The sequence below is a fragment of the Hydrogenovibrio crunogenus genome, from assembly GCF_004786015.1.
Lineage (GTDB): Bacteria > Pseudomonadota > Gammaproteobacteria > Thiomicrospirales > Thiomicrospiraceae > Hydrogenovibrio > Hydrogenovibrio crunogenus.
Genome location: NZ_CP032096.1, coordinates 792,522 through 812,226, shown reverse-complemented (window position 1 = coordinate 812,226; position 19,705 = coordinate 792,522). Strand labels below are relative to the sequence as shown.

Here is a 19,705-nt window from a genome sequence, read left to right as displayed (position 1 = left end):
TTTATATAACTTATTTATACATCTTATATACATATAACTCATATAAAAAAGGAGATTTAAAATGAGTGAAGTATTTTTAAAGATTATTAAGGGTAAACGATTATCGGATATGAGCAATCAAAAAAAGTTAGTGGCTAGTAAAAAAAATTCTAACCTCAGTTCATATTCCCCGTTAAATACGATGTTGTACATTCTTCGTAGCCAACATTCGCAAACCAATAAAACTGATTTATTAGACTATGGAAAACTTAACCGACCCTTATGGGCTAAGAATTTCAGTGAATTCTGGGATGAATGTGATAAAAAAGAAAGAAAAGGCAGTGTCTTATTCCGCCATATCATTGTATTTTTGCCTCAAAAAATCACTTTAGAAGAATCTAAAAACGTTGCTAAAGTGTTTTCTCATCATTTAGCAGATTGTTTTTTTGGAACGCCCATACCAGTTATATGGGCTTTGCATGCAGGCGAAAATAGAAGATATAAACACATTCATATTCAATTTCATGATCGACCATCAAATGGCGGAACGAACAAAGATAATCACTTCAAGAAAACTAACCCCAAGGTTCCTTCTATAAACGAAAAAAGTTCACAATTTTTAGATAGAATTAAACTTAAATGGCTTGAATTCATTGACCAATACTACCCTGAGAGGCAAAAGCTCAAATTCAAGGGCAAATACCTAAAAGAACTTAATGAACCTGCAAAAGCACCTACAGAATTCCAAACGGCTCCGAGTAACAACCAACTTAAAAATAGTGAAACGTTAAGAAACTCATATGAGTTTGAACAGAGCCTGTAAATAATTCTGTGTAAACGCTCGGTTGATCAAACATAAGGTTTCAAGCGTTCTTCATGCAGAATCATAAACTGGTTCATGGCTAATTTCCAGTCTCGAATCGGCATGGTCCATTTTTTTGAGGCCGATTCAATGGCCAGAAAAATGATTTTAAAGGCCGAGTTATCATGGCTGAAGATCTTGCGATTCTTGGTGGCTTTGCGAATCACCGAGTTCAAAGATTCAATCGCATTCGTCGTATAGATCACCTTGCGGATCGCCTGAGGGTACTGGAACAGCGTGGCCACATTGTCCCAGTTGTTGCGCCAGGAACGACCGATATTGGGGAATTTGTCATCCCATTTGGTCTCGAACTGCTCAAGCGCCAACAGAGCTTCTTCTTCGGTCACTGACTGGTAAACCTGTTTGAGGTCGTTGGCGACCTGTTTGCGCTCTTTGTAGCCAACATAACGCAGGGAATTGCGCACCATGTGCACAATGCAAAGTTGAACATCTGCCTGAGGGTAGACGGTATTGATGGCCTCAGGAAAGCCCGTCAGGCCATCAACGCTTGCGACCAGTATGTCCTTGACGCCTCGGGCTTCAAGGTCGTTTAAAACGCTCAACCAGAACTTGGATGACTCGGTCTCAGACAGCCACAGGCCCAGGCATTCTTTTTGGCCGTCGGTATTGACGCCAAGCGCTACATACATGGTTTTTCGCACCACCTGTTTGTCCTGGCGGACCTTGATGACAATACCATCGAGATACAGCAGCGGATAGACTTCGTCCAACGGACGAGAACGCCAGAGGGTGACTTTTTCCATGACCGCTTCGGTGACCTTGGAGATCAGTGTTGGCGAGACATCAGCGCCATACATCTCTTTGAACGTTGCCACAATGTCTCGGGTGGTCATGCCTTTGGCATAAAGCGCCAGTATCTGGTCATCCATGCTGGTCAGGCGGGTTTCGCCTTTTTTGATAATGGTGGGGTTAAACTCACTCTGGCGATCCCGAGGGATGGCGATTTCCACTTCGCCATGGTCGCCTTTGAGGGTTTTAAATGAATAGCCGTTTCGGCTGTTGTCGCTGTCGGAACTGTGGTGCTTGGGATAGCCCAGGTGCTCTTCCATTTCAGCACCGAGGGCGGCTTCAACGGTCATTTTAAGCAGACTGGCTGAGAGGTCAGACAAGTCGCTCTGAGTTTTGATATCCTTGGCCAGCTCAGCGGCCATGGCTTTGAGTTTTTCTTGGTCGATGTTGCTCATAGTGATTTTCCTTTTCGGGGAATTTTAAACTATGAGCGTTTACACAATTTGGTTTACAGGCCCTTTGAACATGGCATGCCTGCTATAAATTTGAAGTCACTTTTCCATGATTTCATTGATAGCCATCCTGATTTAGGCGATGATAAAATAATCTACCTTCAGAAATGGCATGACCATCCTTTTGATGAAAATCGTAACTTTCCAAATAATTTTCATTAAGGCGGGAAAATTATCAAATAAACACTTATTTGATAAACCTCAACGAATCCACATAATCTCCCCACTTAACCATCATTTCATAACGCTCTTCAAGTCGCTCACTACGGTCATAAGCGGCTTGAACCTTTGATTTAACATTATGGTCTAGCTGAATCTCAATCAATTCACCCTCAAGCCTTAGCTTATCTCTTGCAAGGGTACTAAAAGTCGTTCTATAACCATGAAATACATGCTCATCTTTATCAATGCCATAATAACGCAACCGCTTATTTAATGAGTTCTCACTGATCATTGAGCCAACACTCATGCCACTGAACAAATAAAATCCATCTGTCATTTCAAGGGCATCTTCTATGATCTGAATTGCTGAGTCACAAAGTGGCACTATCATTTCACGATGATTCTTAGTTTTTGGAATAGAGAGCAGCCGGTTTTTTAAATCGACATCACCAGGCTTTATTAAGCGCATGCTTTCTGATCTTAAAAAAATGTAGGCTTGAAGTTGTAAAGCAAGCTTTATAGCGGGAACCCGCATAAATTCACCAGCATCTACTTTTTGGAGCAAATCTTTAAAAGGTTCTTCAGTTGTGATTGCAGGATGGTGCTTAACATTAGGTGCCTTGGTTGCACCGCTTAATATAAGTGCCGGATTCGTTTCACAGAGCAAATTAAGCGCACCATATTTAAAGATACCACTTAGTAATTGCTGAATACGTCTAGCAAGCTCTAAATGACCTCGCTTTTCGATTCTTTTTAAGATTGGGAGTATATCTTTAGGCTTAACATGATTAATTGGCATATTGCCAATAACAGGATTGATGTAATTCTCAATTCTGCTTCTAATGAGATCGTAATTTTTTTGAGACTTATACCCTTTCCACTCGAGCCACTTTAAAGCAACTTCACTGACCAGGTTATCCTTTTGAGAAGAATATTCTTCTCCCTTCCTAAAAGCATCTCGTGATTCCCGGGCCTGGTCAATATCCACTTTTGGAAATTCACCAAGAGATTTCATTGATTCTTTGCCGTCCGGCTTTTTGTATCGGTACCGCCAAAACTTTTTGCCATTAGGTTTGACCTCGATATAAAGCCCATCGTAATCAAGTTCACGATACGTTTTATCCGCAGCTTTCAGCCTTTTTACTTTTGTATTGTTAAGCATTTACGATACCCGTTATCAATTTTTGCGATACCCGTTAGAATACCCGAAAAAAAATTTTAGACAACAGATTAATAAGAATTAAAAAAAATGATAAAGAATTATAGAAAGTGCTTGAAGCCGCTCTATTCAAGGGTTTTTAGACGAAAAAAAAGGACATCAAATGATGTCCTTTTAAGAATATGGCGGTGGACTAGGGATTCGAACCCCAGGTAGGCTACTAACCTACAACGGTTTTCAAGACCGCCGCCTTCAACCACTCAGCCAGTCCACCGGAACAGGTGCGTATTATAGAGACCTCCCGCATAATTGCAAGCATTTCCCGGTTTTTTTACAAAAAAATTTCGAAAACAAAACTTTTCATTTTTCAATTGAATCATTCACTGAAACCCGTTTTTTCATTAAGGGCTTAGGAATCAAAAACTTACCATTTAAACGAAAAAACCACCAGGCCTGGTGGTTTTTTAAAGGAGGGTAAAGTGAACCTTGATAAAAAGGTTACAAAACTTCCACGCCACCTAAGTATGGTCGTAAAGCGGTTGGCACCGTAATCGAGCCATCCGCATTCTGATAGTTTTCCAACACAGCAACCAATGTACGCCCGACCGCCAAGCCTGAGCCATTTAAGGTGTGCGCTAGCTGAGGTTTATCTTGCCCTTTTCTAAAACGCGCCTTTAAGCGACGCGCCTGAAAATCTTCAAAGTTGGAGCACGAAGAAATTTCACGGTACGCTTGTTGGCCTGGCAACCAGACTTCCAAGTCATAGGTTTTTGCCGCTGAGAAGCCAATATCCCCCGTACACAAAGACATCACGCGATAAGGTAGCTCTAACTTCTGCAAAATCGATTCCGCTTGTTGTGTCAGGCCTTCCAGCGCTTCGTATGACTGATCGGGATGTACAATCTGAACCATTTCGACTTTTTCAAATTGATGCTGACGAATCAAGCCTTTGGTATCTCGACCGTAAGACCCAGCTTCTGAACGGAAACAAGGGGTATGAGCCGTAAATTTAAGCGGTAAAGAATCTTCATCGATGATTTCATCACGGAACAGATTGGTCACCGGCACTTCCGCCGTCGGGATTAAATATAAATCACGGTCAGAGGTGTCATGCTCTTCATGTTTATCAATCTTATATAAATCCGCTTCAAACTTAGGCAACTGCCCTGTACCGTGCAAACTGTCCTGATTCACTAGAAACGGCACATAAACTTCTTCATAACCGGCTTCCGTGTGTGAATCCAGCATCAATTGTGTCAAGGCACGTTGCAGCTTGGCCATCGGCCCTTTTAAAACAGAAAAACGGGAAGAAGCAATCTTGACCGCAGCATCATTGTCATACCAGCCCCGCGCTTCAGCCAAATCGACATGGTCTTTGATATCAAAGTCAAATGTCTTTGGCTCGCCCCATTGGCGAACTTCAACGTTATCGTCTTCAGAGTTACCAACTGGCGTCGAATCATGCGGTAGATTTGGAATACCAGCATAAATCAATTCGATTTCGGCTTGAATGGCATCCGATGCAAGTTTGGCTTCTTCCAACTGATCCCCCAGGTTAGCGACCTCATCCAATAGAGGTTGGATGTCTTCTCCAGCCGCTTTGGCTTTACCAATGCCTTTGGAACGGCTGTTACGCTCTGCTTGCAATTCCTGGGTTTTGACTTGCCAGTCTTTACGCTTGGCTTCCAGCTCATCGATTTGTGCCGTGTCCAGCACAAAGCCTCGCGTTTTCAGTTTGGCGGCGACCGTTTCTAAATCGGTTCTTAGCAATTTTGAATCTAACATGAATACATCTCTTTAAATAATAACTCTGTACTTGGAAGCCTAATGCACCCAAGATTTAAAAATAGGGTTTATTTTACGGACTGAAAAACTGTTTACCAGTCCAAATGCCTAACCAAACCGCAAATAATCCAGTCAGTACACTCACACCGATGTTCAGCATGGCTTTGGTGATTTCACCGGTCTGCAAAAAGGAGTAGGTTTCAAACGAAAACGTTGAAAAGGTGGTAAAGGCACCTAAAAACCCAACAATCAAGAAGGATCGCATTTCCACCGAGGCATGGAACTTATCGATCATCAAAATCATCAACAAGCCGATGGCGAAAGAACCAAGCGAGTTTACCACAAGAGTTCCCCAGGCAAAGTCTCGCCCCCACCAAGCATAAACCTGATTTGACACGACAAAACGCGCCATAGCGCCCAACGCGCCGCCAAAGCCTACGGCAACCAATTGTAATACGTGAAAGGACTGCATCAGTCTTGTCTCCGTTTGAGTGGTGAGGCCGCATCCATTTGCGCTAAACGCTGCATTTTATCGGCAATCTTAATTTCCAACCCACGGTTAACGGGTTGATAATATTCTCTTTCCAACATTTCTTCTGGGAAATAACTTTCTCCGGCCGCATAGGCTTCCGGCTCGTCATGAGCATAGCGGTAACCTTCTCCATAACTCAAATTCTGCATGAGCTTAGTCGGCGCATTTCGTAAGTGTAAGGGGACTTCATAAGAGCCATGCTCTTTAATATCTTTCAGGGCGGCTTTATAGCCCATATACACGGCATTCGATTTCGGCGCCACGGCCAGATAAACGGCAGCTTGCGCCAACGCCAAATCACCTTCTGGCGAACCCAAACGTTCGTAAGCTTCCGCAGCATTGACTGTGACATCCAACGCTCGAATATCCGCATTACCAATGTCTTCACTGGCCATACGGATCAGACGGCGAGCTAGGTAACGAGCATCGACCCCGCCATCCAACATGCGTGTTAACCAATATAGGGCCGCATTCGCATCCGAACCACGAATGGATTTATGCAATGCTGAGATCTGATCATAAAAGGCTTCGCCCCCTTTATCAAATCGTCGCACCCCGCCTTGAATCACTTCACGACAATTTTCAACCGTTAAAACCACCAGGCCTGGCGGATTTTCACCCGTCTCGGCATCCGGATCATTGCTCGGAATGACTTCGGCAAAATCGACTGCTTGTTCCAGTAAGTTTAATAAACGACGCGCGTCGCCGTCGGAAAACTGAATCAATGCAGCTTGCGCATCGGGTTCGATTCTCAATGGTTGCGACAGTTCTTGATTTAGCAACGCTGTCGCACGGTTCAACACCTGCTGCAAATCGTCTTCATCCAAAGAGCGAAGCACGTACACTCTGGCGCGTGATAACAAGGCGTTGTTTAATTCAAATGACGGGTTTTCAGTGGTGGCTCCGATAAAGATAAAGGTGCCATCTTCTACAAAAGGTAAAAACGCGTCTTGCTGGGCTTTATTAAAGCGATGCACTTCGTCCACAAACAACAAAGAACCTTGCTGAAACTGTTGACGATGTAATTTGGCTTGTTCCACCGCAGCACGCACTTCTTTAACACCATCCAATACTGCGGACAAATTCAGGAACTGTAAATCCGACTGCTTGGCAATCAATCTGGCCAACGTGGTTTTACCCGTGCCTGGCGGTCCCCAAAAAATCATAGAATGCATCCGCCCCGATTCAAACATCTTGGACAAGGCGCGCCCTTTACCCAGCAAATGCGTTTGCCCGACAAAGTCGTCTAGGCTTTGTGGACGCAGTCGATCCGATAAAGGTTGGTAAGCTTGGTACTCCATGCGTTCTCTCTAAGGCAAGGCTTGACCAATCACATCCACCCCTTTTGGTGGATGGAAGTCGAATTGTTGGTCACGAACCGGTTGGTTTTGCTTAATGTCGTTGAACACCACTTTAGTGACATTATCCGCATTTTGATACATCCAAATCTGCACCATTTTACCGTTGGCAATGGCCACTTCCAGGCTTTGAAAAAAGGTCCCTTCTTTCGGGGTTAAGTTATACCAACTCACACCATCTTTGACGGAACCTGGAATAATATTGAAACGTTCAGACAACGGCTCTCTGTAAAGCAACCAACTCAACGGAAAATCGGCTTCCACATTAGCTAAAGCTCTTACGGTTGCTTGATCCAAATCGACATCATAGACCCAGACATTACGACCATCGGCAATAATTTTCTGAGGCTCAGGTTTTTCATAGACCCAGAGTAATTGCCCTGGGCGTTTCATGGCAAAATAACCGGTTGAGCGGTTCAAGGCAAACAAACTTTCATCAGGTTGGGTTTGTTCAAACTTGGCACTGAATGTATCCAAATTAGCGACAAATGCATTCAAATCCGACAGTTTCGCGCGCTCATTCGCAGAAACGATGATGGGTACAATAAGCATGCAAGCCATACTCAAGCGTAAAATACTCTGTTTTAACAGTGCTTTCAAAAGCATATAAAGTTTCCTAAAATTTGGTTGATGGGGGGTGTCTGCCGAAGTTTTTTTAATCCGATACTTTAGGCGCGAGGACATCTCGGTTACCATTCGCTTTCATTGGCGACACTACCCCGGCGGATTCCATCGCTTCAACGATTCTGGCCGCGCGGTTATAACCGATTTTAAACTGTCGTTGAACCAACGAGACTGACACGCGTTGATTGTCAATCACGAATGCCACCACTTGATCGTAAAGCATATCTTGTTCGGCATCTTCTTCCAACGTTTTATTGTTGTCCATCTGATTGGCTTGTGTCACGCTTTCCAAATATTGCGGCTCGCCTTGTGATTTCACAAACTCCGCGACAGCATGGACTTCTTCGTCCGTCATAAACGCGCCATGAACACGCTTAGGATTCCCTGTTCCAGGTGGCATAAAGAGCATATCCCCCATTCCAAGCAGTTGCTCTGCGCCGCCCTGATCTAAAATGGTTCTTGAATCAATTTTAGTGTTGACCATAAAAGAAATACGCGTTGGAATATTCGCTTTAATCAAGCCGGTAATCACATTCACCGAGGGGCGCTGAGTCGCCAAAATCAAATGAATTCCGGCGGCACGGGCTTTTTGTGCAATACGGGCAATCAATTGCTCGACTTCTTTCCCGACTACCATAATCATATCGGCAAATTCGTCGACCACCACAACAATATACGGTAAGGGTTCTAACGTGGGAGGTTGCTCGCCTAACTCATGGCCAAAGTTCGCTGGCTGCTGGTAAAGCGGATCAATCAAAGGCTCCCCTTTATCAATTGCCGCTTTCACTTTCGCGTTATAGCCTGCAATGTTACGCACACCCAACTTCGCCATCAATTGATAACGGCGATCCATTTCATAGACACTCCAGCGCAAGGCATTCGCCGCTTCAGACATATCCGTCACCACTGGCGTTAACAAATGCGGAATGTCTTCATAAACCGATAATTCCAACATTTTTGGATCAACCATAATCAAGCGGACTTCTTCCGGAGTGCTTTTATAAAGCAAACTTAGAATCATGCTGTTGACCCCGACCGACTTCCCGGAACCGGTTGTCCCTGCCACCAACAGATGCGGCATCTTAGCAATATCAGCCACCACGGCTTTACCGGCAATGTCTTTTCCAAGTGCAACAGTCAACGGAGATTTCGACTTTTGGAATTCATCAGACGAAATCACTTCTCGGAAACTGACCACTTCTCGCTCATCATTCGGAATCTCGATACCGACCACTGATTTCCCGGGAATGACATCCACGACACGCACCGATTTAACCGATAAAACGCGCGCCAAATCTTTTGCCAAGTTATTGATTTGGCTGACTTTTACTCCAGGTGCGGGCAACACTTCAAAACGTGTCACCACGGGCCCCGGCTGAACCGCTTCCACTTTTACTGTCACGCCAAATTCTTTTAAACGCTGCTCTAGCAGTAACGACAAGGCGGTCAATTCATCTTCCGAAAACCCTTCTTCATACTCAGGGACCGGATTCAATAATTCTACGCTCGGAAGTTCTCCCGATTCCATAACAGGAACCAAGCTATTGGAAGCGGCCCGCTTACCGACTTTAACATCGGGTGTTGATTTATCTTTTTCAGCATTGGGTGCTTTTTGTTCCAATGCGATACGTGGCTCAACTTTGGCTTCGGTTTCAACTGCGCTTGAATCATTCTTGAGTTTATTCTTGGACTTCATTTTTTCTGCCAACGCTTCAAGCACTTTGGTTTTGCGCTTAGCCTGGGATTCTTCTGACGTTGATGTCGTTAAGATTGCAGGTGCCGACTTTTCTTCTCTTCGCTGAGATGATGGTAAACCCGCACTTTGAGTCTCGTGATCGTTTTTAAAATTATTAAGTTGCGCGACCAGTACATTAATCAATTTCCAAATCATCATGCCACTGTAGTCGATAATGGTAATCCAGGAAAAGCTGGTCAATAGACTGAAGGCGATGGCGAAAACCACTAACAAAAACAATGTGGCGCCCAATAAATCAACCATATCTACCAAAGCGTTACTGATTTCATATCCCAGCACGCCACCACCAGAATATGGCAGGTGGATCAGAAAATTGTTAGGTTCTAAATAGAGTGAAGAAAGCCCTGAACCGGCCATAATCAATAACAAAAGCCCCAACATGCTCAAAGCAAAATGCACATAATCCATTTCTGAGCCCGCTCGAATTTTCAATGTCACCATTCCTGCAAACAGCAGTCCGAATGGGATTAAGAATCCAAACAGACCAAAAAGATACAAAATAAAGGAAGAAACCCAGGCACCTGTTTGACCGCCGTAGTTCTTGACCTCTTGCCCTTCGTTGACCGTATCAAACCCTGGATCTGCCGGGTGGTAGCTGAACAGTACAATGAACAGAAAAAAAGCCAGGCCAATACAAGCAAGCAAAATAGCATCTTTAATGACCCAATGAAATCTGGGCTGATCGCCCCCCTCAGTCAGATCTGCTTCATGGGTGCTTGAGGAAGGTTTTGAGGGCTTAAAAGACATATTTAAATTATAGACCTTAGTGTATTCAACTCTTTGAGTAAATTTAATAGAATCTTTTATAAAAGAAAACCGTCTAAAAAGACAGTCATAATGATTCAATCATCCTTATTCCTTCGCAAATATAATTATGCAAAGCGCCATAAAAAACTGCTAGAATTTTAGCATATTTCAAAAATACCCGTTCATTCTATTCCTGAGCACAGTGACAGACAATTCAGGATTGTATTTGTCTTCACAACAATGGCAAGTTAAAGTGTCTCAACTAAAAGAATGCAACGCGGTGTTTTAAGAACACTCTTGATGACACCCAAAATTCAAACCGTTATCTGAACACTGAGTAGTCAGGTACACGATCAAACAAGAAAAAGGACAGAATGTTATGTCAACAAAGCATTGTAAACTCTTAATTCTCGGGTCTGGACCAGCTGGTTATACCGCAGCCGTTTATGCAGCACGTGCTAACCTGGAACCTGTGATGGTAACAGGGATGCAACAAGGCGGGCAACTTACCACCACCACTGAAGTGGATAATTGGCCGGGAGATGTTGAAGGATTAACAGGACCAGACTTAATGGTACGCATGCAAAAGCATGCCGAACGATTTGGAACTGAAATCTTGTTTGACCACATTCACACTGCGGAATTGAATCAACGTCCATTCAAATTAATAGGTGATTCCGGTGAATACACATGCGACGCATTGATTATCGCAACCGGCGCTTCAGCAAAATACTTAGGGCTTGAATCAGAAGAAGCATTTAAAGGAAAAGGGGTTTCCGCCTGCGCAACGTGTGATGGATTCTTTTACCGTAACCAGAAAGTCGCCGTCGTCGGCGGTGGAAACACGGCTGTGGAAGAAGCACTGTATCTTTCAAATATTGCCTCAGAAGTCACGGTTATCCACCGCAGAGATTCTTTCAGCTCTGAAAAAATTCTTTCTAAACAGTTGTTGGAAAAAGCCGAAAACGGCAACATCAACATTGAGTTCAACAGCGCTTTAGAAGAAGTGCTTGGCGATAAGATGGGCGTTACAGGACTGCGCATCAAAAACAACCAAACCAACGAAAGCAAAGAAATTGATGTGGCTGGTGTCTTTATCGCAATTGGTCACACGCCTAACACAGGGATTTTCGATGGCCAACTGGATATGGATCACGGCTATTTGAAAGTGCAAAGTGGTTTACAAGGTAATGCAACACAAACCTCTATTCCTGGTATCTTTGCTGCAGGTGATGTAATGGACCAAGTCTATAAACAAGCCATCACTTCAGCCGGCGCAGGCTGTATGGCAGCACTGGACGCAGAAAAATTCTTGGATCAACTTGAAGCGCAAGGCTAACCCTTTCCTTCAACATAGATCACTCTTCTAAAACTAGCCAGGCCTGGCTAGTTTTAGGCCTTACTACAGTTATCACTGTTAATTTTTGAGGATAATATGAAAAAAACAATATTGGCAACATTTCTTGTCACAGCTCTTTATGGTACGCATGTTTTTGCAGCTGACCCAAAACTGGAAACCGTTGATCAGAAAGCAAGCTACACACTGGGAACAGATTTAGCTAAAAACTTTGAAAAACAGGGAGTTACCATTGATATTCCTGCGCTTGTCTTGGGTATGAAAGATGTGATGCAAAAGCGCGAGCTACGCTTAACGGATAAAGAGATGCAAGAGGCCGTTAACCAAGTAAAAGAACAAGTCATGCAAAAACAAGCTGAAGCGCGTAAAAAGCAAGCAGAACAAAATGCTCAAAAAGGTGAAGCTTTCCTGAAACAAAACAAAAAGAATGATGATGTTCATGTCACCAAAAGTGGCCTTCAATATAAAGTGATCAAAGAAGGAAAAGGAACCCCTCCAACAGCAGACGATAAAATCACGGCACATTATCGCGGAACATTAATCGACGGGACAGAGTTTGATAGTTCTTACAGCCGAGGGATTCCGCTTGAATTCCAAATGGGAGATGTCATTACGGGCTGGGGCGAAGCACTTAAAAGAATGAAGCCCGGCGCTAAGTGGGAAATTTATGTACCGCCTTCTTTAGGGTACGGATCAAAAGGCGCTGGTGATGTCATCGGACCGAATGAAACACTGATATTTACTATTGAATTGATCAAAGTGGATAAAAACACGGATCAGTAGAAATAAAAAAGCCCAAGTACCATCCATGTACTTGGGCTGTATTATTTAATACTAAGGGAGGATTAGTTGAAGACTCAACTGCAGCTAGTATAATCACTAACATTACATTTTCCTAATATAAAATTCATCTATTCATATAGATAAAATTTATCTCTGGACACCCCCTGCTATTATTATTTAAAACTCCGTATGAATATCGACTACCGCCATCACGTCAAACGCGGGCTCTTCATAAGGATGGGCATCAAAAAACGCCGACAAAACCGCTTTCATTTTAGAAGGTTCCACCACCATTTCCACTCGATATTCTTCAACCTTTTCCAACTGATTCTGTTCACCAATATAAGGCTGACTTCCCGGTAAAGCTCGAAATTGCCCCTCCCCTTTTATTTGCCAACTACAACAGTCATAATCGCCGATACGACCCGCACCAGCTTCAAATACAGCCGACTTAACCGATTCAACGTGAGATTCCGGAACAAAAAAACAGAATTTATACATATTTATCCTTAAAACCTACTAGAATAAATGCCATTTCATCCACAAAGATTACGTTAGACGGAGGCATTACATGAAAAACATCCTAATTACCTACTCCATTATACTGGCTCTTGGCATCAGTTCGATGGTAACCGGCATTCATTATCTTGCTAACATTGCAGGGTTTATTTCTGCGGTTGGGTTTATGGTGGTGTTTTTCAAAGACCAACCGACCGATTTAACAGAAGAAGAGGCACAACATGCCGCAAAAATGAGACGCTATTGGTATATAGTTTTTGGGACAGGTATCCTCTTCAGCTTACTTTTTGGAAGCTTTTGGAACAGCGAAATGGGAAATATGGTTTAAGCCATTGTTTTCTTTCTAAAATAAAAAGCCCCTATAAAGGGGCTTTTTTAATATTAGGGTTCAACCAACGGATTTAGAACAGATCAATCTCACCTTCTTCCATTGAATCCGAAGAGACTCGTCTCATACGTTTCGATTCAATCTCTTCACGCTCTTGGTGAATGGTGTTTCTAAAACTCTCTAAGCGTGCCTTATGTTCAGCGACAGATTTCACCGGATCATTTTTGCTTTCTTCGATAAAGTGATTAATTTTGTGAGAGAAACCACTTAAGTTCTCAAGGTGATTAAGAACCTGTTCAACCAACTGACGAACAATATCTTCAAATTGCAATGAACGCATCGCATTGGACACACTGACTTCAATTTCAGAAATAATGCCTGAAACATCCCCCAGTTTATTAGAAATACCACTATTCATATCTTCAAGATCCGTAACAAGTACTGTTACCTGTTCCTGAGACGTATTGGCTTCCTGCATATCTTTTGCAGCGGTATCACTGACTAACTGACGGACATGATCAACCGTTTGTTTTGCTTTTTCCGCTTGCTTACGAATCTGCTCATTCAGTAAGTTGGAATTCAAAGACAGCTTTCTTACTTCATCAGCAACCACTGCAAAGCCTCGCCCGGCTTCACCTGCTCGGGCTGCTTCAATAGCCGCGTTCAATGCCAGCAAGTTGGTTTGATCCGCAATCCCTTTGACGTCTTCCAGCAAAATAAAGATAGATTCAATCTGCTCGACCATATCATCGATTTTACCGACAGTTTCATTACTGCGTTGACTGGAGCTTTTTAACAGTGAAATCAAATAGCTTAAGACTTCTTTAATTTCAGAAGAGAATTTTTGGATACTCATCCCTTCTCCGCTGCCACCAAGATTATCCAGTAACGAAACAACCAGCTGATATTCAGCTTGCGTTTGACTGTGCAACCCAGAGAAACTGTTGTTCAAGGTTTCAATCGCTTCTGCAACCAATTCCTTAACCTGCAATAACTCACCACGAACAACTTCCACTTCTTGATCAACGACGGCATCAATATCATTCATGATGACCTGTAATGCATCATCAATCACTTCGGCATCAAAGTCGTTTGCATGGGAAGCAACTGACGGGGTCGTAACTTGCTGAGGCTGCTTTTCTAACCTGGCAATTCTTGCCACGGTCAGTGTCCATGTCACCGACACCAAAACCGCCACAATGGCGCCAATAAATGGAATCTCAACAAACGTCAGCCCGACACCTACGATGGTAACTAGCCAAGCACCCCAATATTGCTTCATAATCTGCAACATGTATCTTTTCCCCAATCAAAATATTTTGAATATACAAAGCATATTACATGCCAAGAAAATTCTATAAAAAAGTGTTTGAGTCATTATATAAAACTTATTGAAAGATTAGGATGTGTTTCCATTAAACACACGTATAAGGCAAGGGTTTAAGCTCTCTAAAAACAGGAAGCTTAAACGCAAAGATATTTAAACAACTCAACTCAAAGGCGAGATTATTTTTTAATGAGTGACAGAATTTTTTCAGGGATTGATCCCAAGGGTAAAACATAATCAGCCGCACCGAGCTTAACAGCCTCTCCAGGCATCCCCCAAACAACACAGGTTTTTTCATCTTGCGCAATCGTCGGAACACCAATCTCTTGCAACTCTTTCATTCCCTTAGCACCATCGGCTCCCATTCCTGTCAATAGCACGCCGACCGCATTTTTGCCAACACTTTGCACAACGGTACGAAACATCACATCTACCGACGGCTTGTGACGGTTTACTGGCGGGCCGTCATTTAAACGGCAGATATAGCCAGAAGATGTCCGCTCAACCAATAAATGTTTATCGCCCGGTGCAATATAAACATGCCCCGCCAAAATAGGTTGACGATCCTCTGCCTGCGTCACTTCCATTTCTGAAATGCTATTCATTCGTTGCGCAAAAGGCAAACTAAACGACGCCGGAATGTGCTGTGTAATAACGATAGCAGGGGTTGTTGATGGCAAGCGCATCAAGACTTCTTTAATGGCTTCTGTACCACCGGTTGAAGCCCCTAACGCAATCACTTTATGTGAGGGTTTGGAAAAATCCGAAGGGGCTTTTTTGGGAACAATGGCATCCGTTGTAAATTTCTCAACAACTTTAGAAACCAAAGACCCAGGCTTGGACAACACTTTGGGCTTGCTTTCCTTGTTAGCGACATAACGTGCATATTGTCTTTCAAGCTGCCATTTGGACACCTTGGAAGCGGTTTTTACTTTGCGGCAGATTTCATCGGTATAGTCTTCAAAGGTATGTTGTAAATCAATCTTAGGTTTTGCAACAAAGTCAACCGCGCCCAAATCAAGTGCTTCAAACGTGATATCCGCCCCTTTCTCGGTCAAGGTCGAAATCATCACCACCGGCAAAGGATGCAATCGCATTAAATTTTTTAAAAACGTCACGCCATCCATACGAGGCATTTCGACATCCAGTGTCAATACATCCGGATGAAGTTGCTTCACTTTTTCTCTTGCATCATAAGGGTCAGATGCCGTGCCGACCACTTCAATCTCTGGGTCTGACTTCAACATCTCTTGTAACATTTGTCGAACTAAAGCAGAATCATCAACGATTAATACCTTCACCTTTGACATCTTCCCCCCTTCTTTACATTCATCACACTCTTTTGCAGAGCGTTTGTGTGTTTATCTTATTTTTTTATAAATCGTTTGACCAAGAAGCTCAAACCGATCGCAGACTTTATAAAGTGACTCCGAATGCCCAATAAACAAATGCCCATTATCCGGCAGTAAATTAGCATAGCGGTCAAATAACCTTGCTTGGGTTTCTTTATCAAAATAAATCACGACATTTCGACAAAAAATAACATCTATGGCATCTTTGATTGGCCATTCATTCATTAAATTGATTTGGCCGAAGTCAATAATCTGCTGTAGTTCAGGTTTAACCCTGACATACCCTTCCATCGAGCCACTTCCCTTTAAAAACCAACGTTTTTTGCGTGCCTCGGAAACGCCTTTCAGGCGATCCATTTTATAAACACCTGTACGTCCCGTTTCAACAACATTGGTATCCAAGTCTGTCGCTAATACACGGGCATCCCATCCTGCAGGAACAGTCTCTTTTAATACAATCGCTAAAGAGTAAGGTTCTTCGCCAGTGGAGCAGCCTGCTGACCAAATTCGAATTTTTTTACTACCTTTATTGCGCTCTATAATGGCCGGAATAACGGTATTTGCGAGGTATTCAAAGTGATGATCTTCTCTAAAAAAGAAGGTTAAGTTAGTGGTGATAGCGTTAATCAGGTGAACGAATTCTGACTCACCCTGCTCTTCAACAAAGTTTAAATACTGTTTGAAGGAGTTCAGTTCCAAAAAACGAATGCGTTTCGCTAACCGGTTGTAAACTAAGTTTTTCTTAGAATCGTTTAAATCGATCCCTGCGAAGTCATATACAAGTGTCTTAACTCTCGTGAAATCTTGCTCTGTAAAGTCAAATTCTCTTTCACTCACCCGGGGTTTCCTTCCATTATCAACACGACTGTGCTATCAATAATTATAATTGCTTCACTTAACGGTTACAGTTTATTATTTAATTTTGTGAAACGCAATTATAACCGGACCGATACGCTATGGCACTTACTCCAACAGGGGCCTCTCCAAATTTAACGCTAAATGCGACCTCTGCACAAGCGTTAAAACTCGCCATTGGCAGTACCTATACTGTTAATATTACAAAAGTGGATGGAAATCAGGTTAACTTTACTTTAGCCGGCAAACCTTTAACCGCCACCACTCAACAACCGTTAACCGAAGGAAAACCTTTAACGGTTAAGGTCACACAAACGCAACCGAATCTTGTTTTACAAATCCAACCGAAATCCTTACCTGTGGACACTGCCGCAAAAAATCAGGCTTTGATGCAGTCAGCCTTTCGCCAATTGCTGCCTAATCAAATCCCGATTGCACAAGGAGTACAACAATTAACCTCATTAACGAATACGGGGTTGTTACCTTCAGCCATACAATCACAGCTTTCATCTTTACTGGAACAATTATTCAAACCCAGCGCCCAAACTTCAGCCAAAGAATTGAAAAGACAACTCCTATCAAGTGGTCTTTTCCTAGAAAGCAGTTTGTCAAAATCCGGCAAACCACATCCTGGCGACTTTAAAGCCAAACTCTTGCAACTGCTTCAAATGGTGAATCAAACCCCTTCAAACAAACAACCGGAACTGAGCAGACTGTCAACTCTTCTCAATCAAACCTTAAACCGCTTAACACTGCAACAATTACAAACCATCGAAAGCGCTCACTTGACGAACATTCAATTGCCTCTCGCACCCAACGATCATTTACAAGAGATTTCGATTGATATTCGAAAGCAAAAGAAAGCGACACCGCCTCTTTGGGAAGTAATTATGAATTTACAGCTTCCTGCTGGCGAGCTTTCAAGCAAATTGGTGATTCAAGAAGATGTGGTTTCAATCATGCTCTGGGCGGACAATACAACCTTAGAAAACACTGTCTCTGACAAACTGCCTAAGTTAAAAGAGCAATTTCATGAAGCGTTGATTCCTTTAAAGCACATAATGATGTCAAAAGAAAAACCGACCAATACCACACAAGCAGAAAAAGTCGCTTTAATTGACATTCATATTTAATCAACCTATTTGGCTAATTAATTGCTTATCGGTACTTAATTTTACGTCTATTTTTTAAATAAAATATCCAAAAATAGACTGGATTAAACTAGACGTTTTAGAGTAAATAAGGTAACTTAATGCAAATATTAATGAACATACTGAATATTATAACTGTGGGGCTGAATAGATGAGTGCTGAAGTGGAGGCGATTCAAGAGCAAATTGAGCAGAATGAAGGCTCAGATGATCAAATCTTAAGCTTTATCCTTGGCGGCGAAGAATACGGCGTTGATATTTTGAGAGTACAAGAAATCAAAGGCTGGGAGCGCACCACCACCATTCCAAATGCACCAGATTACGTCAAAGGTGTCATCAACCTGCGGGGCGCAGTGGTTCCTGTTGTCGACCTAAGAATTCGATTTGGACTTCAAGACATTACCTATGACGAAAGCACGGTTGTCATTATTTTACGTGCGACCGACGCGTCATCCAACACGCAAAAAATTATCGGAGTTGTCGTAGATGGCGTATCTGATGTGCATGCCATTGACTTAAGCAGCCTACAGGCCTCACCAGAAATCAATGGCACGATTCATACCGAGTATGTAAAAGGCCTTGCGACAGTAACAGATAAAATGGTCATCGTATTGCATGTTGACGAACTCGTCTCATCAGGCATCTTAAGTGAAATCAAAAAAAGCCTGAATATTGACGAATAATTGTATAATGACGACAAATTTAATTTAAGTTTTAAAGAGATAGTGAGAGGGTAACAATGTCCAAAATTCTTGCAGTAGACGATTCAAAGTCAATGCGCCAAATGGTGAGTATGTCACTAAAATCTGCCGGTCACGATGTGACAGAAGCGGAAGATGGAGCAATGGCATTAGATATTGCTAAAAAAGAACAGTTTGACTTAATCGTAACCGATATTAACATGCCTAATATGAATGGCATCGAACTCATTCAAGCCGTTCGTACTACTCTACCGAACTACAAATTCACTCCTATTTTATGTTTAACAACCGAATCGTCCGGAGACATGAAAACAAAAGGGAAAGAAGCAGGAGCGACGGGATGGATTGTAAAACCATTCAGCCCAGAAAAATTGCTATCCGTCATTAATCGTGTTTTGTAAAACACCTCACCTAAATGCATAGAGGTTCTTATGAGTGAAAATACGATCGAATTACCTGAAAACCTGACCATTCATCATATTGAAGAAGAGTTTGGTAATTTAAAAATCGCTTTTCAGTCCGATGCCGAGACTTATAAGTTAGTGGCTGGAAATGTTGAATCCATTGATACCTCCGGTTTACAAGCTTTACTCTCACTTATCAAAAGTGCCATGGCGAACCAGAAAAAAATTCAATGGGAATCGCCAACAGATACTTTAAAAATGGGGGCTGAAAAACTCGGCCTCACCGAGAAACTCGGCCTCACCTCTTAGTCATCAAAAAAGCCACTGTTTTCAGTGGCTTTTTTATTCATAACGCCAAAACAATGACAAAAGAGACGCCTCGCAATACCACGCTAGATCAAAAAGTTGCCATTACATTGGAATATGACGGTGAGTCTGCCCCTAAAGTAACGGCAAAAGGATCTGGTACCCTGGCCGAACAAATCATTAAGGTTGCAAAAGAAAATAATATTCCGATTACCGAAGATCACGAACTGGTACAACTTCTCGCTCAGGTAGAATTAGATCAAGAGATACCGGAGCTACTCTATGAAGCAGTTGTGCAGGTATTAATCTTTGCATACCAACTCTCTGAGAAAGAAATCCCATCCCCCTCTAGAGAGTTAGAAACCAACGAATCATCTAATGAATAAAAACAAAAAAC

At 42.6% G+C, this 19,705-nt stretch carries 20 protein-coding genes and 1 tRNA gene; 9 read left to right on the top strand and 12 right to left on the bottom strand.

The window, feature by feature from the left end; genetic code table 11:
* The first annotated feature begins 61 nt into the window (after window positions 1-61).
* Window positions 62-802, top strand: a complete 741-nt coding sequence (locus GHNINEIG_RS03815; protein WP_135795413.1) for a hypothetical protein — start codon at window positions 62-64, stop codon at window positions 800-802.
* A 26-nt stretch (window positions 803-828) separates the two neighbouring features.
* Here the strand turns inward: GHNINEIG_RS03815 and GHNINEIG_RS03810 are convergent, their stop codons facing one another.
* From GHNINEIG_RS03810 to GHNINEIG_RS11815, 8 genes are all read right to left on the bottom strand, one after another.
* Window positions 829-2,037: an IS256 family transposase gene (locus GHNINEIG_RS03810; protein ID WP_135796803.1), complete on the bottom strand. Its 1,209-nt coding sequence runs from the start codon at window positions 2,035-2,037 to the stop codon at window positions 829-831.
* 253 nt (window positions 2,038-2,290) lie between these two features.
* Entirely contained in the window at window positions 2,291-3,427 is a 1,137-nt protein-coding gene (locus GHNINEIG_RS03805) for a tyrosine-type recombinase/integrase (protein ID WP_135795412.1), read from the bottom strand.
* A gap of 180 nt (window positions 3,428-3,607) precedes the next feature.
* Window positions 3,608-3,698: transfer RNA gene (locus GHNINEIG_RS03800), tRNA-Ser, on the bottom strand.
* Between the two features lie 224 nt (window positions 3,699-3,922).
* Window positions 3,923-5,209 carry a serine--tRNA ligase gene (gene serS / locus GHNINEIG_RS03795; protein WP_135795411.1) on the bottom strand — a complete coding sequence of 429 codons (1,287 nt, stop codon included), beginning with the start codon at window positions 5,207-5,209 and terminating at the stop codon, window positions 3,923-3,925.
* 73 nt (window positions 5,210-5,282) lie between these two features.
* Entirely contained in the window at window positions 5,283-5,681 is a 399-nt protein-coding gene (crcB, locus tag GHNINEIG_RS03790; RefSeq protein ID WP_135795410.1) for a fluoride efflux transporter CrcB, read from the bottom strand.
* Window positions 5,681-7,042, bottom strand: coding sequence for a replication-associated recombination protein A (locus GHNINEIG_RS03785; protein WP_135795409.1), 1,362 nt, complete (start codon window positions 7,040-7,042; stop codon window positions 5,681-5,683). The genes crcB and GHNINEIG_RS03785 overlap by 1 nt, the downstream gene beginning before the upstream one ends.
* 9 nt (window positions 7,043-7,051) lie before the next feature.
* Window positions 7,052-7,705 (bottom strand): outer membrane lipoprotein chaperone LolA, encoded by a 654-nt coding sequence (gene lolA, locus GHNINEIG_RS03780; protein WP_135795408.1) that lies wholly within the window; start codon window positions 7,703-7,705, stop codon window positions 7,052-7,054.
* Window positions 7,706-7,754: 49 nt separating this feature from the next.
* Window positions 7,755-10,226 carry a DNA translocase FtsK gene (locus tag GHNINEIG_RS11815; protein ID WP_135795407.1) on the bottom strand — a complete coding sequence of 824 codons (2,472 nt, stop codon included), beginning with the start codon at window positions 10,224-10,226 and terminating at the stop codon, window positions 7,755-7,757.
* A gap of 379 nt (window positions 10,227-10,605) precedes the next feature.
* Between GHNINEIG_RS11815 and trxB the strand changes: the two genes are divergently transcribed.
* Together trxB and GHNINEIG_RS03765 are read left to right on the top strand one after the other, a co-directional pair.
* Window positions 10,606-11,565: a thioredoxin-disulfide reductase gene (gene trxB / locus GHNINEIG_RS03770; protein ID WP_135795406.1), complete on the top strand. Its 960-nt coding sequence runs from the start codon at window positions 10,606-10,608 to the stop codon at window positions 11,563-11,565.
* Window positions 11,566-11,661: 96 nt separating this feature from the next.
* Window positions 11,662-12,366, top strand: a complete 705-nt coding sequence (locus GHNINEIG_RS03765) for an FKBP-type peptidyl-prolyl cis-trans isomerase (RefSeq protein WP_135795405.1) — start codon at window positions 11,662-11,664, stop codon at window positions 12,364-12,366.
* A 177-nt stretch (window positions 12,367-12,543) separates the two neighbouring features.
* Here the strand turns inward: GHNINEIG_RS03765 and GHNINEIG_RS03760 are convergent, their stop codons facing one another.
* The gene (locus GHNINEIG_RS03760) at window positions 12,544-12,867 is read right to left on the bottom strand and encodes an NGG1p interacting factor NIF3 (protein ID WP_135795404.1); all 324 of its coding nucleotides are present in this window, start codon (window positions 12,865-12,867) and stop codon (window positions 12,544-12,546) included.
* A 70-nt stretch (window positions 12,868-12,937) separates the two neighbouring features.
* On the opposite strand from GHNINEIG_RS03760, the gene GHNINEIG_RS03755 reads away from it, so the two are divergent.
* The gene (locus GHNINEIG_RS03755) at window positions 12,938-13,213 is read left to right on the top strand and encodes a hypothetical protein (RefSeq protein ID WP_135795403.1); all 276 of its coding nucleotides are present in this window, start codon (window positions 12,938-12,940) and stop codon (window positions 13,211-13,213) included.
* Between the two features lie 73 nt (window positions 13,214-13,286).
* Here the strand turns inward: GHNINEIG_RS03755 and GHNINEIG_RS11810 are convergent, their stop codons facing one another.
* From GHNINEIG_RS11810 to GHNINEIG_RS03740, 3 genes are all read right to left on the bottom strand, one after another.
* Complete coding sequence (locus tag GHNINEIG_RS11810; RefSeq protein WP_135795402.1) at window positions 13,287-14,507, bottom strand: methyl-accepting chemotaxis protein; 1,221 nt, start codon at window positions 14,505-14,507, stop codon at window positions 13,287-13,289.
* 212 nt (window positions 14,508-14,719) lie between these two features.
* Window positions 14,720-15,850 (bottom strand): protein-glutamate methylesterase/protein-glutamine glutaminase, encoded by a 1,131-nt coding sequence (locus tag GHNINEIG_RS03745; RefSeq protein ID WP_135795401.1) that lies wholly within the window; start codon window positions 15,848-15,850, stop codon window positions 14,720-14,722.
* Window positions 15,851-15,901: 51 nt separating this feature from the next.
* Complete coding sequence (locus tag GHNINEIG_RS03740; RefSeq protein ID WP_135795400.1) at window positions 15,902-16,729, bottom strand: CheR family methyltransferase; 828 nt, start codon at window positions 16,727-16,729, stop codon at window positions 15,902-15,904.
* A 119-nt stretch (window positions 16,730-16,848) separates the two neighbouring features.
* On the opposite strand from GHNINEIG_RS03740, the gene GHNINEIG_RS03735 reads away from it, so the two are divergent.
* From GHNINEIG_RS03735 to GHNINEIG_RS03715, 5 genes are all read left to right on the top strand, one after another.
* Window positions 16,849-17,880 (top strand): hypothetical protein, encoded by a 1,032-nt coding sequence (locus tag GHNINEIG_RS03735; protein WP_135795399.1) that lies wholly within the window; start codon window positions 16,849-16,851, stop codon window positions 17,878-17,880.
* A gap of 169 nt (window positions 17,881-18,049) precedes the next feature.
* Window positions 18,050-18,580 carry a chemotaxis protein CheW gene (locus GHNINEIG_RS03730; protein ID WP_135795398.1) on the top strand — a complete coding sequence of 177 codons (531 nt, stop codon included), beginning with the start codon at window positions 18,050-18,052 and terminating at the stop codon, window positions 18,578-18,580.
* A 56-nt stretch (window positions 18,581-18,636) separates the two neighbouring features.
* A complete protein-coding gene (locus GHNINEIG_RS03725) occupies window positions 18,637-18,999 on the top strand; it encodes a response regulator (protein ID WP_011370177.1) in 363 nt (120 codons plus the stop codon).
* Window positions 19,000-19,029: 30 nt separating this feature from the next.
* Window positions 19,030-19,311, top strand: coding sequence for an STAS domain-containing protein (locus GHNINEIG_RS03720; RefSeq protein ID WP_135795397.1), 282 nt, complete (start codon window positions 19,030-19,032; stop codon window positions 19,309-19,311).
* Between the two features lie 53 nt (window positions 19,312-19,364).
* Window positions 19,365-19,694 (top strand): EscU/YscU/HrcU family type III secretion system export apparatus switch protein, encoded by a 330-nt coding sequence (locus tag GHNINEIG_RS03715; RefSeq protein ID WP_135795396.1) that lies wholly within the window; start codon window positions 19,365-19,367, stop codon window positions 19,692-19,694.
* Window positions 19,695-19,705 lie beyond the last annotated feature (11 nt).

What these genes read in the sequence shown, in the direction of transcription:
- GHNINEIG_RS03745 (WP_135795401.1), bottom strand. Translation starts at nt 15,850, where the DNA reads ATGTCAAAGGTGAAGGTATTAATCGTTGATGATTCTGCTTTAGTTCGA.
- GHNINEIG_RS03715 (WP_135795396.1), top strand. Translation starts at nt 19,365, where the DNA reads ATGACAAAAGAGACGCCTCGCAATACCACGCTAGATCAAAAAGTTGCC.
- trxB (WP_135795406.1), top strand. Translation starts at nt 10,606, where the DNA reads ATGTCAACAAAGCATTGTAAACTCTTAATTCTCGGGTCTGGACCAGCT.
- GHNINEIG_RS03805 (WP_135795412.1), bottom strand. Translation starts at nt 3,427, where the DNA reads ATGCTTAACAATACAAAAGTAAAAAGGCTGAAAGCTGCGGATAAAACG.
- GHNINEIG_RS03720 (WP_135795397.1), top strand. Translation starts at nt 19,030, where the DNA reads ATGAGTGAAAATACGATCGAATTACCTGAAAACCTGACCATTCATCAT.
- GHNINEIG_RS03730 (WP_135795398.1), top strand. Translation starts at nt 18,050, where the DNA reads ATGAGTGCTGAAGTGGAGGCGATTCAAGAGCAAATTGAGCAGAATGAA.
- GHNINEIG_RS03815 (WP_135795413.1), top strand. Translation starts at nt 62, where the DNA reads ATGAGTGAAGTATTTTTAAAGATTATTAAGGGTAAACGATTATCGGAT.
- serS (WP_135795411.1), bottom strand. Translation starts at nt 5,209, where the DNA reads ATGTTAGATTCAAAATTGCTAAGAACCGATTTAGAAACGGTCGCCGCC.
- GHNINEIG_RS03760 (WP_135795404.1), bottom strand. Translation starts at nt 12,867, where the DNA reads ATGTATAAATTCTGTTTTTTTGTTCCGGAATCTCACGTTGAATCGGTT.
- GHNINEIG_RS03755 (WP_135795403.1), top strand. Translation starts at nt 12,938, where the DNA reads ATGAAAAACATCCTAATTACCTACTCCATTATACTGGCTCTTGGCATC.
- GHNINEIG_RS03785 (WP_135795409.1), bottom strand. Translation starts at nt 7,042, where the DNA reads ATGGAGTACCAAGCTTACCAACCTTTATCGGATCGACTGCGTCCACAA.
- GHNINEIG_RS11810 (WP_135795402.1), bottom strand. Translation starts at nt 14,507, where the DNA reads ATGTTGCAGATTATGAAGCAATATTGGGGTGCTTGGCTAGTTACCATC.
- GHNINEIG_RS03765 (WP_135795405.1), top strand. Translation starts at nt 11,662, where the DNA reads ATGAAAAAAACAATATTGGCAACATTTCTTGTCACAGCTCTTTATGGT.
- GHNINEIG_RS03735 (WP_135795399.1), top strand. Translation starts at nt 16,849, where the DNA reads ATGGCACTTACTCCAACAGGGGCCTCTCCAAATTTAACGCTAAATGCG.
- GHNINEIG_RS03725 (WP_011370177.1), top strand. Translation starts at nt 18,637, where the DNA reads ATGTCCAAAATTCTTGCAGTAGACGATTCAAAGTCAATGCGCCAAATG.
- GHNINEIG_RS11815 (WP_135795407.1), bottom strand. Translation starts at nt 10,226, where the DNA reads ATGTCTTTTAAGCCCTCAAAACCTTCCTCAAGCACCCATGAAGCAGAT.
- crcB (WP_135795410.1), bottom strand. Translation starts at nt 5,681, where the DNA reads ATGCAGTCCTTTCACGTATTACAATTGGTTGCCGTAGGCTTTGGCGGC.
- lolA (WP_135795408.1), bottom strand. Translation starts at nt 7,705, where the DNA reads ATGCTTTTGAAAGCACTGTTAAAACAGAGTATTTTACGCTTGAGTATG.